The organism is Ectobacillus panaciterrae DSM 19096, from assembly GCF_000430785.1.
Taxonomy (GTDB): Bacteria; Bacillota; Bacilli; order Bacillales; family Bacillaceae_G; genus Ectobacillus; species Ectobacillus panaciterrae.
This window is the reverse complement of sequence record NZ_KE387251.1, coordinates 38,462-51,304: the sequence shown is the minus strand read 5'-3', so window position 1 is coordinate 51,304 and position 12,843 is coordinate 38,462. Positions and strand designations below refer to the sequence as shown.

At 37.8% G+C, this 12,843-nt stretch carries 9 protein-coding genes, 3 riboswitches and 2 other annotated features; of the genes, 5 read left to right on the top strand and 4 right to left on the bottom strand.

From position 1 onward, the window contains the following. Positions 1-410: 410 nt before the first annotated feature. The 3 genes from H540_RS0126580 to H540_RS0126570 all read right to left on the bottom strand — a co-directional run bounded on the left by H540_RS0126580 (position 411) and on the right by H540_RS0126570 (position 3,238). Complete coding sequence (locus H540_RS0126580; RefSeq protein ID WP_028403157.1) at positions 411-1,205, bottom strand: polysaccharide deacetylase family protein; 795 nt, start codon at positions 1,203-1,205, stop codon at positions 411-413. Positions 1,206-1,478: 273 nt separating this feature from the next. Beyond that, a complete protein-coding gene (locus tag H540_RS0126575; protein WP_028403156.1) occupies positions 1,479-1,724 on the bottom strand; it encodes a hypothetical protein in 246 nt (81 codons plus the stop codon). A 359-nt stretch (positions 1,725-2,083) separates the two neighbouring features. Next, positions 2,084-3,238, bottom strand: a complete 1,155-nt coding sequence (locus tag H540_RS0126570) for an FtsW/RodA/SpoVE family cell cycle protein (RefSeq protein ID WP_028403155.1) — start codon at positions 3,236-3,238, stop codon at positions 2,084-2,086. A 331-nt stretch (positions 3,239-3,569) separates the two neighbouring features. Further along, positions 3,570-3,680, top strand: a riboswitch (SAM riboswitch). A gap of 111 nt (positions 3,681-3,791) precedes the next feature. Beyond that, positions 3,792-3,984, top strand: a riboswitch (cobalamin riboswitch). A gap of 158 nt (positions 3,985-4,142) precedes the next feature. Here H540_RS0126570 and metE point away from each other — a divergent pair. The 5 genes from metE to H540_RS30995 all read left to right on the top strand — a co-directional run bounded on the left by metE (position 4,143) and on the right by H540_RS30995 (position 11,859). Further along, positions 4,143-6,443 (top strand): 5-methyltetrahydropteroyltriglutamate--homocysteine S-methyltransferase, encoded by a 2,301-nt coding sequence (metE, locus tag H540_RS0126565; protein WP_028403154.1) that lies wholly within the window; start codon positions 4,143-4,145, stop codon positions 6,441-6,443. 528 nt (positions 6,444-6,971) lie between these two features. Further along, positions 6,972-7,161: riboswitch (cobalamin riboswitch) on the top strand. A 151-nt stretch (positions 7,162-7,312) separates the two neighbouring features. Further along, positions 7,313-8,113 (top strand): HoxN/HupN/NixA family nickel/cobalt transporter, encoded by an 801-nt coding sequence (locus H540_RS0126560; protein WP_028403153.1) that lies wholly within the window; start codon positions 7,313-7,315, stop codon positions 8,111-8,113. Between the two features lie 137 nt (positions 8,114-8,250). After that, on the top strand, positions 8,251-9,090 hold the full coding sequence (locus H540_RS0126555) for a methyltransferase domain-containing protein (protein ID WP_028403152.1): 840 nt from the start codon (positions 8,251-8,253) through the stop codon (positions 9,088-9,090). A gap of 80 nt (positions 9,091-9,170) precedes the next feature. Continuing rightward, positions 9,171-9,677 carry a DUF3189 family protein gene (locus H540_RS0126550; protein ID WP_028403151.1) on the top strand — a complete coding sequence of 169 codons (507 nt, stop codon included), beginning with the start codon at positions 9,171-9,173 and terminating at the stop codon, positions 9,675-9,677. Between the two features lie 495 nt (positions 9,678-10,172). Continuing rightward, positions 10,173-10,419 (top strand) — a binding site (T-box leader). Between the two features lie 35 nt (positions 10,420-10,454). Next, positions 10,455-10,737 (top strand) — a binding site (T-box leader). A gap of 183 nt (positions 10,738-10,920) precedes the next feature. Beyond that, positions 10,921-11,859, top strand: coding sequence for a LysR family transcriptional regulator (locus H540_RS30995; protein ID WP_051317297.1), 939 nt, complete (start codon positions 10,921-10,923; stop codon positions 11,857-11,859). A 156-nt stretch (positions 11,860-12,015) separates the two neighbouring features. Here H540_RS30995 and H540_RS0126530 read toward each other — a convergent pair whose 3' ends face one another. Continuing rightward, positions 12,016-12,843, bottom strand: a complete 828-nt coding sequence (locus tag H540_RS0126530; protein ID WP_028403149.1) for a TrmB family transcriptional regulator — start codon at positions 12,841-12,843, stop codon at positions 12,016-12,018.

Genomic DNA, 12,843 nt, shown 5'->3' with positions numbered 1-12,843 from the left:
CTCTTTTGTTCTATATGGCAAACGATAGATATGTCGGAATAACAAAGTGGACTTATATAGAGCTGGCAGCTAGCCGGCTTTTTTTTGTTTTTCTCTTGCTTTTTGGATAGAAGCTGGCCGGGGATGGGGCGGTTCTGGTATAAGAAATCTGGGGAATTTGAACAGATTGATACTGCCAATTACAAAAGGGCAGATTCAGCGGGTGAAGTCTGCCCAAAATAAAAACGAATGCATATACAAACTGTTTGGATTCGCTTCTTAATCCCGTATTCGAAAGAAATGAATCGAGCTGGGATTCCAGTGAATGGTTTTTTATTAGAAACATATATCAGTATAATAAAAACAAAAGATGAAAAAATGCCAAAATATAAAATGTGCTAATACATGGTTACTTCCAGCTTAATTTATTGCTACAAGCGATTATCATGCCAAAAATTCAAACTAAAATGCTCTTCCTCGTTGTACGCTTCAAACGCATATCCTTTCTCCTTTAACCCTTGAATAATCGTAGGTAAGGCTTGGACAGATTGAGGATGAATATCATGCATTAAAACGACTTCTCTATTGCCGTTAGCATGTGATAGTACATTGTGAACAATTGCAGGCACAGATTTATCAAACGGAACCTTATTATACTTCCAATCTAGCGAATCAATAGTCCAATCCCATATTTTAAAACCAGCCGCCGCGACTTGGTCACGCAGCTGTTGATTGAGTCCGGGCATAGATCCGTACGGAGGACGTGCAAGATTAGGCTCAGTGCCTGTTATCTGTTTGATAATCTGTTGATCCTCTTTCATTTCAGGGACGAAATTTCCTTGCACATATAATTTTTTATAATCATGTGTCATACTATGCATTCCGACATAGTCACCTTCTTGCACTTCTTGTTGCACGAGATTTTTATATTTTTCAGCGTGCGGTCCAAGTACAAAGAAGGTTGCCTTTATATGATATTGATTCAGAATATCCAATACTTGAGAGGTATATTCTCCAGGGCCGTCATCAAATGTTAAATACACTACCTTATTAGGATGACTGTTCTGTTCCTGTGACATGGGAGCAGTAGCAGCAACAGCATGTGCTTTGTGATTCTCCTTCTTATCCTGTGCAGAAGTTGTTTGTTGTGAAGAACATCCTGCAAGTATGGATAGAATCGCAACAGAAATAACTAAAAGTACAGTTATTATCCTCCAATTCCTCATATTTCTGTCCCCCTATGTGGTCTAAAATCATGAACCTTAATAATTCCTTAAAATTATAGCAAGGTTATGTAAATTTTTGTAGAAAAGAATGTAAAAAAGCAGATTTTATCGAATGAATTTGGTGAATAAAATGTTCGATTCTATTTTCATAAGCGGGGACCCCTGTATTTTAACGAAATAAGTGCTATATATGGGTTTACATTTGTTAAGAGGACATAAAAAAATAAAGAGGCTGGATTCATAATTAAACCCAGCCTTACATACATTCAATGATTACTCATTATACCCTTGCATTTTCTTGTGCTTTTTCTTGTGCTTTTTCTTGTGCTTTTTCTTTTTCTTATGCTTTTTCTTCGCTTCACTGTCAAAATTTGATCCATCGGAATTTTGACTGTTGCTTACTGATTGGTTAACGGACGAAGATACGTCTGATGCAGCTGAAACTGAAAAAGATCCAACTGAAAAAGCTCCTCCCAATAATACACTTACAGCAAGCAAAAAGTTAAGTAATTTCTTCACTATTCATTCCTCCATAGATAAAATGGTTCTGCTGTAAATTTAATTTGGCGTAAATTAACGCTAAATATTCATGAATTAAAAGTTATGATGCAGCGTTAGAGTAAGTGGTGGGTAGTTCAACTAGCGGTGGATCTGTTGTTTTTTTCTGAATAAGATACAAGGAAAACGGCTATAAATAACAAAATAAAAATCGCTTTTTTATATCGTCTGTTTACACAAGGCATAGTTCATGCTGAAACCATGCGTACCGTTTTTTTAACTTTTGACGATGGTCCCTCTAATAATACCTGGAGATTGAATCATAATTTGAACAAATCAAAAAGGAAGATGTGGTGCCATCTCCCTTTTTAGCAGATACATTATTCAAACATATACGATCGAGTACGTGAGTAAATATTCATCACAAAAGCTGCCCCAATTAAATATGAGACGAGAGAACTTCCTCCATAACTAAGAAATGGTAAGGTGATACCCGTAATAGGCATTAATCCAATTGTCATCCCGATGTTTTCAAACACTTGGAATGTAAACATTCCAATAACTCCTGCACAGATGTAGGTTCCAAATTGTTCGTTACTTTCTATTCCCGTATGAATCATCCGATAAATTAACAGGAAAAATAACGAAATAACAAGAGTCGCGCCAATAAAGCCAAAATGTTCACAAACTACAATAAAAATAAAATCGGTATGGGGTTCAGGGAAATAGACTCCTTGACCATGTGCGCTGATACCATTTACTCCTCCTGAGCCTGCCGCTAAGAGTGCTTGTGTCAACTGATATCCTTGGGTTTTATATTTGTAGGGGGCGAGCCATCCATAGAAACGGTCTAATTGATAAGACTTTAAAATATGTGCTGTAAAAAATGCTGTATCGGCAAAGTAAATATAAGCCAATATGGCAATAAAGATGACAGCAGCCAAAGCCAACCCTAACAGATAACGCCAGTCAATGCCTGACACAAGGAGAATAGCCGTGACAATAGCGGTCATTACAAGTGCTTGTCCTAAATCCGGCTCCTTTAATACAAGAATCGTGGGAGGTAAAGCTACGGCAAAGATTTTACCTAATAAACGCAAGTCACTTGTATTCGCACCCTCTTCATGATGTTTAGCAACAACATGACCTAACGTAAGAATTAAGAAAATTTTCATAAGCTCGGATGGTTGGAAGTTGCCGAGTCCGCCCATTCCATACCAAGCAGTAGCACCTTTTATGGTTAAAGCACCTGGAATATGCACTGCGAGACCAATGAGCAATACCATACCAAAGCCATACAAATACCAACAAATCTTGCGATATTGATCAAAGTCAAAAATCATAATAAGCGATGCAATAATTGCTCCTGCGACGTACCAGAATATTTGTTTTTTTACAAAGCCAACGGATTGTAAATAAGACGGTAACTCTTTTTGCGCAGTGGCAATAGCTATACAGCTTACAGAAGCAAGCAATATGACGATCATAAGTAAACCAAAATCAATTCGTATCTTGGAAAATATTTCTTTTTTCATACCCTTTCCTCTCTAATTGAAAAAATTGAAGGCAATTTCATCCCCCGCGAATTATTCTTTGAATAGCTGAACGCACATCAAATTTAAATATAGCAAGAGATTGCAATTTTCAACAGGGTAATTTATGGTCTTTATTCGTAATTACAAAAAAATAGAGCACTCATGTCATATATTCGCTTAACATACTTCCCACAAGCTGATTATAAAGAAAATGAGGGATTTAAAATATTTCCAATAGCAACATTATTAATATTTTTTGAAATTTTTTTGACAGCCAATGTTTATCATGCTAATATGTCTATTAAATTCAAAACATTATAAAATATTAAAACTCTTATTCAGAGAGGCGGAGGGACTGGCCCTATGAAGCCCGGCAACCATTCAACAACTTTGTTGAAAAGGTGCTAATTCCTGCAAAGCATATTGCTTTGACAAATAAGAGAGGATTCCATAAGTGATGAAGCCCTCTCTATTTTCAAATAGAGAGGGCTTTTGTCTTTAGGAAGGTATAAGCTAAGCGATCGTCTAGCTTCAATGCTTTTCTTATTAAAATTTCATAAAAAATGCATCAGGTGCTGTGTGAATCATTTACTCAGCTTAAAAGGGAAGACCGGTGAAATTCCGGCACGGTCCCGCCACTGTAATGGGGAGCGACTTATCAATTAACCACTGTTTCATATTGAAATGGGAAGGGATAAGAAGCGGTGAACCTAAGTCAGGAGACCTGCCTGTTGTATGCGCTTGTACCTACGGATGTATAGGGGGGAGTGAGGAATGCGTGTTGAGAAAACCAGAAGGTCTCAACTCTAGTTAGCTATGCGTATGAATCTCTCTTTTCTATTTGAAAAGGGAGATTTTTTAGTTGAGGACGAAAATACAAACATACAAGGAGTGTAAAAATACGATGAATAAAGTAAAAAGCTCGAATTTAGGTTATCCAAGAATTGGTGAAAAACGCGAATGGAAAAAAGCGCTTGAACAGTTTTGGGCAGGTAAACTAGAAAAAGAGGCATTCTTAAAACAAATTGAGGAGATTCGTCTGCAGCATCTTCAGAAGCAAAAGGATCAAGGAATTGACTTGATCCCAGTTGGAGACTTTAGTTTGTATGACCAGGTACTTGATACAGCTGTTATGTTCGGTCTAGTGCCGAAGCGCTTTGAATACGGCGGAGGTAAAGTATCGCTTGAAACGTATTTTGATATAGCACGAGGCACGAAAGGTGCGGTTGCAGCTGAAATGACAAAATGGTTTAACACAAACTATCACTATATTGTTCCAGAGCTGGGCGAAGCAGTACCTGCTCTTGTCGAAAACCGTCCGCTTCAATTTTATAAAGAGGCTAAACAAAAACTTGATATTGACGGAAAGCCTGTTATCTTAGGGCCTGTAACATTTGTAAAACTGTCAAAAGGCTATAAAGAAAGTGAGCTTAAAACAGTTGTTGATCAATTTGTGCCGCTTTATGCTGATATTTTGCGTGAATTACAAAAAGAAGGTGTAGAGTGGGTACAAATCGATGAACCGATTTTATCTACAACGATTTCAAAAGAAGAGGTTGCGTTATTTAACGATATCTATCAAACATTGCGTGAAGCAGCACCAAACGTAAAGGTGATTTTGCAAACGTATTTTGAGAGCATTGAACATTACGAAGATGTTATCGCACTTCCTGTTCAAGGAATTGGGCTTGATTTTGTACATGATTACGGTCAGAATCTTGCTGCTTTGAAAAAGTATGGTTTCCCAAAAGATAAGGTGCTTGCTGCTGGAGTCATTGACGGGCGTAACATATGGCGTGCGAATCTTGATGATAAGTATTCCATTCTTGCAGAGATTGCGGGGGTTGTTTCAAGAGACCGCCTTATTGTACAGCCTTCATCAAGCTTATTGCATACACCTGTGACAGTTAAGAGCGAAGAGACACTCGATGAGGTTCTAAAAGGTGCGCTATCCTTTGCTGATGAAAAATTGCATGAAATTGTTGTACTTACAAAAGGCTTACAAGATGGGAAAGAAACGATACAGGAAGAAATCGCAGCAAGTACAAAAGCTATTCAAGCATTGAATGAATCATCATTTCGAAACAACACACAAGTTCAGGAAGCCATTCAAAACTTGCATACGTATAGAGCTGAACGTGAAGCAGCATTTAAAGTCCGTCAAGGGGTTCAGGAAGAGGCTTTTCAATTGCCACTTCTTCCAACCACAACAATTGGGAGCTTCCCGCAAACACAAGAAGTAAGAAAACAGCGTTTAAATTGGCGTAAAGGCGAGTTAACTGATGCGGAATATGAAGAATATATAAAAGCGGAAATTAAAAAATGGATTGATATTCAAGAAGAGCTTGGCTTAGATGTGTTTGTACATGGAGAATTTGAACGTACAGATATGGTTGAATATTTTGGTGAAAAATTAGCTGGTTTTCAATTCACAAAATTCGGTTGGGTACAGTCATATGGCTCCCGTTGTGTAAAGCCGCCGCTTATTTATGGGGATGTGTCTTATCAAGAATCAATGACAGTCAAAGAAACTGTATATGCCCAATCGTTAACAACGAAGCCTGTAAAAGGGATGCTGACAGGTCCAATTACAATTTTAAATTGGTCGTTTGTACGCGATGATATTTCACGCTATGATGTTGCAAATCAAATTGCGCTTGCGCTTCGCACAGAAGTTGAAATACTTGAGGAAAACGGAATCCGTATGATTCAAGTCGATGAACCGGCAATTCGTGAAGGGCTGCCATTAAAGCGCGAAAACTGGGAAAGCTATCTGAACGCTGCGGTTTATGCGTTTAAACTTGCAACAGCGTCAGTACAAAACGATACACAAATTCATACTCATATGTGTTATTCGAACTTCGAAGATATTATCGATGCAATTAAAGCGCTCGATGCTGATGTTATTTCAATTGAAACATCAAGAAGCCATGGTGAATTAATTTATGCCTTTGAAGAAAATACGTATGGAAAAGGCATCGGTCTTGGCGTATATGATATTCATAGTCCGCGTGTGCCGAAGCTTGAAGAGCTGACAAGAAACATTGATCGTGCGCTTCAAGTACTTGATCCGAAGCTGTTCTGGATCAATCCTGATTGCGGTTTGAAAACACGCGGTATTGATGAGACGGTTGCAGCACTGAAGGTGATGGTTGAAGCGGCAGAACAAGCGAGAGAAAAGCTGTTCGTGGAAAAGGTACAATAATAAAGTAAACGCCTAGGGGTACGACAATGATTCGAGGAATGAGGAACATATCAATTTCTTAGAGGAATACACATGTAAAGCTATATACAACTGAATAAAAAAATCGTCTTTTTATAGTGGGGAAAGAGCATCCGGCGGAGCATAGAAGCGGTCAAATCCTTTTCCTGCCCCATACAAGGATGAGAGAGAAAGCGTGCAGGCTTTGGTTCTGTATAGCAGCGTTTCCTATGTCGGAATTATAAATCATTTATATATAGAGAAGAAGCATATCCCTTTTGATTGCACATAGCACATGGACATGTTGAATTTATCATTCACTCATATATAATTCTTCAAGTTCGCTGCGCTCATTGCTGCCCCTTAGAACGTAACACAACAAAGCCCGATATTCCTTAGGATAGGAAAATCGGGCTTTGTCTTTTGAAAAATAGGTTAGCGTACGATTTTCGTGTTATGACAAAAATTTTATAGTAAATTAGATTTTTTGTTAACCTATCAAGAGAGAAATGTTACTATGAAGATATGAATTTCATAAAAAGCAACTAGGTGCCCTTGTAAAGAGCAAGGGGTAACAGGGAATCGGGTGAAAATCCCGAGCGGTCCCGCCACTGTAACCGAGAAGTTCTCTTTCATGTATGCCACTCAATTATTTATTGGGGAAGGCGATTGAGTTCAATGATCCGGAAGCCAGGAGACCTACCTAGACTGCAACACCAAAAACCTTCGCGGAAAGGAGTGGTGTACGAAGATGAAGCGGCAATTTTACTTTACTAGTTTGTCGTCTATTCGCACGTACCCAAAAATCCTCAATCTGCCAAAGGTTGAGGATTTTTTTGTTTTATTTTATTTATAAAAGGAGGAGTTTGTACATGGAAACTGTATCACTTTTTTTACTTGTTTTTGTATTAGGGCTTCGACATGGGTTAGATGCGGATCATCTTGCTTTCATTGATGGACAAACCCGTTATAATTGGCGGATGGGCAGTCCATTTGCCCGCTGGGTTGGTACGTTATTTTCATTTGGTCATGGAGGAATGGTAGCTGTGACAGCTGGTATTTTGGGAATGGTAATGAAGAATTTTTCATTCCCAGCTTATTTTGATAATTTTGCATCATGGGTATCGATTATTTCTTTATTTCTTATTGGCACATTAAATACTTATAATCTATTACGCACGAGAAATAATAACGAAGAGTTTCAACTGAGCGGACTAAAGGGAAAGTTTATTCCAAAAGTTGCGAAGGGAACAACGAATCCCTTTCTTATTATTTTAGTGGGGGCTTTATTTGCCTTAGCTGCTGAGACTGTAAGTCAAACAGCTGTCTGGTCTTTAGCAGCAAGTAATTCAGGTAAATATACACCTTTATTTTTGGGACTTGTTTTTATGTTTGGCATGATGATTACAGATACAATTGATTCTATGATTGTCTATAAAATGGTGAATCAGTCAAGCAAACTCGGTCAAGCTGCGTCAAGACTAATGGGTTGGGTGATTGTCTTCTTAGCGTACGGGGTTTCCTTCTATCTGGCATTTACCTTCTTTAACCCTTGGGCAGAACTCGATTTCGAAATCGTGGGAATCATTCTTTTCATTTTCTTAGTCGCTTCATTTATCTTTGTAAGCGCTCGCTCTAAGAGACAGGATGTTGAAGTAAATACTACGAATTAATTAAAAAAGCTCTGGCAATTTCATAGTGTCAGAGCTCTTTTATCTGTTTTTATATTTACATGCAAGCAGTTTGCAGGCAACATAATGATTATTATGTTAAAAAATATTTAAATCATATAGTTTAGGGAGAGAAAAGAATGAAGATTGGAATACAAAAAGATTATGATTACATTGAGCTATGGAAAGAATCCATGATAGACCATGATGGAAATATACCGAAGCGATTAAAAGATGATCAGGCTGAAGAAGCCTTTTGGTCTTCTATGTTGGAGAGAAAGAAACAGCATAAACCAGATCCATATGCACAAGTCGTGCAGCGGGAGCTTCTTCCTCTTTTGAATAGCGATGATCATGTATTGGAAATCGGTCCGGGATGGGGCAATTATACCTTTGCGATTGCTGATAAGGTTCAGAAGCTCACATGTATAGACAGTTCAAAAAGTATTGTGCAATTTTTGGAATCTCAGGCTGCTGCTAAAGGTGTCCGTAACATGCAACTGATTCACGAAAAATGGGAAGGTGAAAAAGAAAGAGAGAAATATGATGTTGTGTTTGGATTCAATTGTTACTACCGTATGTATGATATAGGGGAAGCATTATTAAAAATGAATGAGTCAGCAAACCGTCTAGTTATTGCAGGAATGACAACAGGTCCAGAAAAGCCTCACTACATGGAACTGCATCAAATGGGATATAAAATCAATTTGAGACGCCGGGATTATATTCATATCTTGCATGTACTGTACCAGCTTGGAATTTTGGCAAATTGTAAAATCGTGAAATTGCAAAGCAAGAAAAGCTATTCTTCTTATGAGGAATTGATTCGCGATAATACTACAAAGATTCTGGATGCGCACTATAATGATCATGAAGTGGAGACCATTATTAATAAATATGTGTTAGAACAAGACGGTAAATATGAGTACGTATATCCGTTTCATGCTGCTTTAATGTATTGGAGTCCGGTGCGTATATGAAAAATGGAGGGTTTGCTTTGATTAACGTACGAATAAATGGTGATAATAGATATGAATAGATAAATACAAGGGATGATACTGTGATTTACATATATAATGATTATGGTGGAACACATACCACTTCTTTGGCAGCAGCATATCATTTAAAACAATTGCCTACTGGTCGAAAGCTGACTAAAGAAGAAATATTAAATGTAAGCTATTTCAATACGTTAACTACTTCTGATATGGGAAAGCTTATTTTTCACGGGGTAGATGAGGATGGAAACTCTGTTTATACAATTGGTCGCGGGATCTCCAAATATGTTGTTCCAGCTTTAAAAAACCTAAGCCTATTATTGCAAGTTAAATATCAATGTCAGGAAAACGTAGTTTTTTCCAATACATCACCAACTGTCCCATTCGCCATGACAATGGGAGGATTGTTTTCCAGAAGATTAAAAATCGATTCCATCGGTGTGCCGTTATTAGTTTTAGGTGCCAAACAATGCTGTGATAATATCGTTCGAATGGTTGAGTACACGAAACAAATAGGAAAGTCGACGAATGAAAAAGTGACTATATTAGAGAATAAAAGCTTTAAGTAACAGTTTTTATTGCATGATACTCTGAGTTATGTAAAGAAGTCTGTTCAAATAAACAGGCTTCTTTTGCTTGCCTCTAACCAAAAAAACGTTCGCAAAAGTTTATCATAAATTAGGCGAGAATACCCCCACTTCAAGCGTGTGAATGGTGTGTAACGGTAAGTGGGGGAGGTTCATTTTTATGAACTATGAAGCTTCCGATAACGCCTGATTATGTCACCTATATTTACAAACAAAGAGGTGTATTGGCGGCTGTAATATTTTACCGCTTGATATTTCTGTTTTATCTAATTATTATGAATTTAAGTCGTTGTTTTACACAAAATACCTTTACAAAGCCACGTTTTAAAACGTGGTTCTTTTTTTATCTTTGAACTGTGCCAAGTAAATTTTGAACACTAACACTGTTCGAAAATAAATATTGACTTTATTCCCATCACATAATACAATCGAATAAATTCAGTTAATTTGATTTGTTTTATAAGTTTGAAAATTAAATGAAACGCAATGATTAGGATTAGTAAGGATCGATGATTTCGAACAGAGAGCTGCGGGACGGTGCGACGCAGACGAAATGTCACCTGAACTCACCTAGGAGCGGTAAGGCTGAACATAGATGATCCGATTTGTCATCTAATTAGGTCTTAACGGTTTACCTCCGTAATCGGGTATTACAAGGTGGATTCAAGAACAACTTGAATCAATAAGAGTGGTACCGCGGAAGGCACAGCCTATCGTCTCTTTTTATAGGAGATGGTAGGCTTTTTTTATTAAATAGCAAGAAACACGATGATCAAGAGTAGTAAGTACAAACCAATGGTACAGAAAGCTGCGGGGTGATGTGACGCAGTCCATTGGAGTACTGAACTCGCTTGGGAGTGGCATTGTTGATTCAGTATAGTTACTGTTAGACAATGACGGGTAACCTCCGTAATTGGGTAGCTTCGATCGGAACAAGATATCAGATTCGTAAATACCGGTTTATTCGAAGCTTTAAAGTGGACTCGCTGGTTCGAGTCAACAAGAGTGGTACCGCGTTGGGTAAAAGCCCGTCGTCTCTTATTAGAGATGACGGGCTTTTTTTAATCATTTAATAATTGGGGGACAAAATGAGTGAAAAACGGATTCGAATTTTTGATACAACGTTGAGGGACGGAGAGCAGGCGCCTGGAGCCTCATTGTATCCTGAGAAGAAAACAGGAACTAATATTTTAGAATTTAACGTCACGAATAAGAAGGTGTATATATGCGTATTGAACAACTTTTGTATATTATAGAAATTGAAAAAACCGGATCCATATCTACTGCATCCGAACTTCTCCGTGTTTCACAATCAAGCATAAGGCAAGCTATTGCAAAAGTCGAACAAGAATTTAATAGTAAAATATTCATTCGCTCTAAACAAGGGATGGAGCCTACAAAAGAAGGAGAGAGGATTATCCTGAAAATGCAGGAAGTTTTGAATAAGTGGGAGGAATTAAAAGAGGAGGCCCATGTGCAGCAGCAGGAGGTCAGAGGAAGTTTATCTATTAGTGCTGTTCCGGATTTATGCAGAAGCATTATTCCTAAGACGGTTGCTGCCTTTAAGTCAAAATTTCCAAATGTTAAAATCGAGCTTCGTGAAGCTGAGCTGTATGGGATAAAGAAAGATGTTTTGAGTGGAAAAGTGGATTTAGGATTGATCGGGGTACCTTTTACTTATGTGGAAGATGATCATCAGCTCATTGCAAGACATTTTTTGAGCAGCCCTGTCATGGCATGTGTCGGGAAATGTTCCGGCCTCACTAAATGGAGCAAAGTTCCTATGAATGAGATTATAAAGCATCCTATCGTTACCTTTCTTGCAAACCATGGGATGGATCGTTATTTTTATCAAACTCTTCGCAAATACGGAAACCCTAATATACTATTTCGCTCAGAAAGCCATGAGGCTGCCAAGCATGTAATCGCCGAGGGGGAAGCTGTTGGGTTTTATAGTGCATTGCCTTTATGCTCCGATCCATTTGTAAAGACAGGAGAAATTATTCCTATCCCTGTGGAAGATGAGAACATGAGGATTTCCTTTTGTTGGATTCGGAATAAAGATCATTATTTCACTAATGCCGGCCGGGAATTTTTACAGGAGCTCCAAATACAGGCTTCCCATTTTAAGGAGAGTTCTGGCGAGAAAATAGCGGTTTCGTGAGGAAAGAAAAAATGAACGAAAGAGTCGATCTCGAATTAAGGTCGACTTCAAAACTCTTATTGAAGAAATGCACTCGTTAGCTAAATAAGAAAAGCATTATTTGCTATGAAGTAATGCTTTTCTTATTATGTTGTATAAAACAAGAATAGTACAAATCTATTTCACATAATGTTTTTTAAAATCTGGATGGATAGAAAATTTGTGACGTAAATTGATGAGGTTTTTCCCAAAACTTTCCTCTAAAAGTTCTCTATGTTTCTCCATAATTTCCATGAGATACAAATCATGAATCATGACTTCTGTAATTGGCATTACTAAACCTACATGCATTGTCCATGCTGCACGGCTATCTTTCCCTAGCGAGACAATACCTGCTACTACTTCTGAATCATCTCCACTAATAACAAGCCATCGTCCACCATACTCTTCTGTAATTTCATGACCCATATAATGGAGATAAACATTAGCAAAATCAGAGACGATTTCCCCATAAGCAATAATCGTTACATTGACCCCTCTATTTGCTGCCTGTCTTAGTTCAGACTCCAATTCTTCGAATTCCTCTTTCCAAATCTCTAAGAGAATTCTTTTTTTAGCAGATAATATACAAGTTTTTACCTTATCGAGTATTTCATTGCGTCCCGTGATATTCCAGATATTTTCACGGTCATTTGCAGAACGTTCAAACTCCGCTAATGATTTTTCTGCCAGTTCAAAATTCTCTTCTGCTTTCATTCGACGGTTTTTAATTAGCTCCTTTGCAGGAACAGGAGTATACTGTGGTGTGTTTCCAGGACTAACCAGAATATCTCCGCGCATGGTGAGACTGTCCAGAACTTCATATATTCTTGAACGTGGTACACCGGAATTTTTTGCTACTGCATAGCCGGTTAATGGCGATTCTTCCAATAGGGTAAGATATGCTTTCGCTTCATATTCGGTAAAATTTAGATTTTTTAATGTTTCTAAAATGTTTTCTTTCAT

What these genes read in the sequence shown, in the direction of transcription:
- H540_RS0126580 (WP_028403157.1), bottom strand. Translation starts at nt 1,205, where the DNA reads ATGAGGAATTGGAGGATAATAACTGTACTTTTAGTTATTTCTGTTGCG.
- H540_RS0126570 (WP_028403155.1), bottom strand. Translation starts at nt 3,238, where the DNA reads ATGAAAAAAGAAATATTTTCCAAGATACGAATTGATTTTGGTTTACTT.
- metE (WP_028403154.1), top strand. Translation starts at nt 4,143, where the DNA reads ATGAATAAAGTAAAAAGCTCGAATTTAGGTTATCCAAGAATTGGTGAA.
- H540_RS0126560 (WP_028403153.1), top strand. Translation starts at nt 7,313, where the DNA reads ATGGAAACTGTATCACTTTTTTTACTTGTTTTTGTATTAGGGCTTCGA.
- H540_RS0126555 (WP_028403152.1), top strand. Translation starts at nt 8,251, where the DNA reads ATGAAGATTGGAATACAAAAAGATTATGATTACATTGAGCTATGGAAA.
- H540_RS30995 (WP_051317297.1), top strand. Translation starts at nt 10,921, where the DNA reads ATGCGTATTGAACAACTTTTGTATATTATAGAAATTGAAAAAACCGGA.
- H540_RS0126530 (WP_028403149.1), bottom strand. Translation starts at nt 12,843, where the DNA reads ATGAAAGAAAACATTTTAGAAACATTAAAAAATCTAAATTTTACCGAA.